This window comes from Desulfotruncus arcticus DSM 17038, from assembly GCF_900113335.1.
GTDB lineage: Bacteria > Bacillota > Desulfotomaculia > Desulfotomaculales > Desulfallaceae > Desulfotruncus > Desulfotruncus arcticus.
Genome location: NZ_FOOX01000050.1, coordinates 1 through 2,497 on the forward strand (window position 1 = coordinate 1; position 2,497 = coordinate 2,497).

The following is a 2,497-nucleotide window of genomic DNA, read 5'->3' on the forward strand; positions in this document are numbered from 1 at the left end:
CTGACACTACTGCTGCCGGCCTATATTAAGAAGAAAGATATTCCTTATACTGCTATTGTTGTTGCTGAAATACTGGTATTATCCCTGGCTGCCTCAGGCATCCTTAAAGTAGGCGGGCACTAAGATAAGTATTAGAAAGATAACCCGGAAAAGAGGGCAATAATGTGAGAGAGTGTATTTTAATGTGTTGGAGGGGTCTTAATGATAGATCGTTTTATTGAGCAATTTTCGCAGCACAAAAAGGAATTTTTGGAAGAACTGAAAAAGGGTAACATAAAGGTTAATTTAAATTCTGACCTGGCTTCCGACAGCAGAAAGATGGCGCTTGAGTTGTTTGAAAGCTGGCTGTTGGAAAAGACGACACAGGAAAGAGATGCACTTGTAGATGAAACTCCTCCTTTTGATGAATTTTTAGACCAGGTACTGGCCAGAGCACAGAAATATCTACGGGAACGAGGCATTCAAATGTCATATACGTCACTTAGCAAGCAAATGGGTATTTCTGAAACCTGGAAATGTATTAGGGTATTTGGTCATAGTAATATATACTATCGTATCGGTAAGACCAGACCACGTAAAGGCCCCAATAAAGGCGGGGAATACCTGGTTATGGACCTGGTCATGGATGGCTATAAAAAGAAAGTGTTTAGTCCTTTGCTGCTGAAAAAGGAAAAAATTGAACACCGGCTTGGCGTACCTCTGGAAAGGGAACTCCCCAAGGTAGAGGCCACGGGTAAGTATCGGCTCAAATTAATGCTTTCTGATGATGTCATAAAAGAGAGAAATATTAGGCTTGCAGCCAGGAAATTGGCTGATTTTGTGGAAACGACAAAGCCGTACCTTTCTGAACTGGGTGTTGTTTGATATTGATGGGAGCCGGGGAATTATTAGCCTATTTATTCCCCGGTTTTAAAGTATATGAAAATAACCCTGTTGGATAAGTTAAAGTTTTTTATTGGTTGTTTATTGCAAATGGCTGTTTGAATTCAGACATTTTAGAAATATTGAATTTATTAAGCGCCAGTCCGGTAAGGTGTTAGTGTTGCTTGTTAATGTACGAAGAACAATAATACCAGGCCGCTTTTAATAAATAATACGCAGCTGTTGGGCTGGTATAAAAAATGCACGCAAGTAAAGCAGAGATTAATGTATGATCTGGGGGTTAGGAAAGATGTCTGATCAACCTGAAAAACGGGTCACCGATATTATGATACCGCTCCGCAGTTATAAGATTATATCAAAGAGCTGTAAGATTGAAGACGCTGTTAAGGTTTTATACCGGGCGTATTCACAGCGCACTAAAGGAGGTGCCGGGCACAGGTCTGTGATCGTGTGCGATGACTACGGCAACCCCGTTGGACTAATAACATTTAGATCTGTATTGCAGGCGCTGGAGCCATTTTTTGCCAAAGCTCAAAACCTTTCAGTTCCGGTTTTTTGGGAAGGATTGTTTTCCGAAAGATGTCGGTCGGAAGCTGTTAAAAGCGTTGAGGAAATTATGCACCCCATTAGTCTGATAACCCTTGATGCAAATGATACATTGATTAAAGCGGCGCATGCAATGATTAAACATAAGCTTGGTACCTTGCCTGTTATAAAGAATAACCGGATTGTTGGGATGGTTAGGGTGAATGAGGTATTTGAAGAAGTGCATAACTGTATGATTAATGTTGAAGATATGGAAAATGCCGTAATCAGCTGACAAAAAAATGCTAAAATAAATAACTGCCATTTGACCCCCAGGGGTCATTCTTATTTTTTTATTAACAATATATTTCACAAATTATTTATTAAATATTTCACAAACAGGATTGATTTTTCTTAATGGTCATTTTATAATGTTAAAAAGGTTACAAAATCCAGGGGGTGGAGGGGATGTCTCTGGTGTTAAGTATTGGTGATTGGGTATCCGGGCCTGCTGAAAGGTCCAAAAATTTAATGGAGCGCATTTTTGAACAGCCTTTATTAGATGCTGAAATGGCCAGGGTGGAGTTGACCCGGGCGGATCATCCCGGCGAGGCCAACGAAAATATTCTTAATTTTTTATTTACTTGGGCAATTATACATATAGGGCTAAGCGCATATTGGTTTGTGAAATATGTTATTTAATTAGTGAAATACAGCACAATAAGCGCTTTTTGAAGGGTCGGGAAATTCTATTTTCGATGGTCCTTTTAAAATACACTCTCTCAATTATCCGGCTAATATTGCCGGTTTTTTTTGCCACCGGGCCTGGTTGCCGGGACCTCCCAACTGCTCGAAAGAGGCGATTGGAGCCATTCAACTAGCGTTCAACAGTAGGCGTTCGTAAATCAGCAATAAAAAACGCCTCAGTTGATGAGGCGTTTTAAAGATTCCTAATTTTTGCCTTATCTTAGTGCCCGCCTACCTTAAGGATGCCAGAGGCAGCCAGGGATAATACCAGTATTTCAGCAACAACAATAGCAGTATAAGGAATATCTTTCTTCTTAATATAGGCCGGCAGCAGTAGTGTCAG

The 2,497-nt window shown here is 40.3% G+C and carries 3 protein-coding genes; all 3 read left to right on the forward strand.

Annotation, left to right across the window (positions count from 1 at the left end; all coding sequences use genetic code 11):
- Nucleotides 1-201: 201 nt before the first annotated feature.
- The 3 genes from BM056_RS25460 (at nucleotide 202) to BM056_RS25470 (ending at nucleotide 2,109) form a co-directional block, all read left to right on the forward strand.
- Nucleotides 202-864 carry a hypothetical protein gene (locus BM056_RS25460; RefSeq protein ID WP_092476334.1) on the forward strand — a complete coding sequence of 221 codons (663 nt, stop codon included), beginning with the start codon at nucleotides 202-204 and terminating at the stop codon, nucleotides 862-864.
- A 307-nt stretch (nucleotides 865-1,171) separates the two neighbouring features.
- Nucleotides 1,172-1,702 (forward strand): CBS domain-containing protein, encoded by a 531-nt coding sequence (locus tag BM056_RS25465; protein ID WP_165613726.1) that lies wholly within the window; start codon nucleotides 1,172-1,174, stop codon nucleotides 1,700-1,702.
- A gap of 173 nt (nucleotides 1,703-1,875) precedes the next feature.
- A complete protein-coding gene (locus BM056_RS25470; protein ID WP_092476340.1) occupies nucleotides 1,876-2,109 on the forward strand; it encodes a hypothetical protein in 234 nt (77 codons plus the stop codon).
- The last annotated feature ends 388 nt before the right edge of the window (nucleotides 2,110-2,497 follow it).

Bases quoted from the DNA above. Each gene is read 5' to 3' on its own strand.
- BM056_RS25460 (WP_092476334.1), top strand. From the start codon at position 202: ATGATAGATCGTTTTATTGAGCAATTTTCGCAGCACAAAAAGGAATTT.
- BM056_RS25465 (WP_165613726.1), top strand. From the start codon at position 1,172: ATGTCTGATCAACCTGAAAAACGGGTCACCGATATTATGATACCGCTC.
- BM056_RS25470 (WP_092476340.1), top strand. From the start codon at position 1,876: ATGTCTCTGGTGTTAAGTATTGGTGATTGGGTATCCGGGCCTGCTGAA.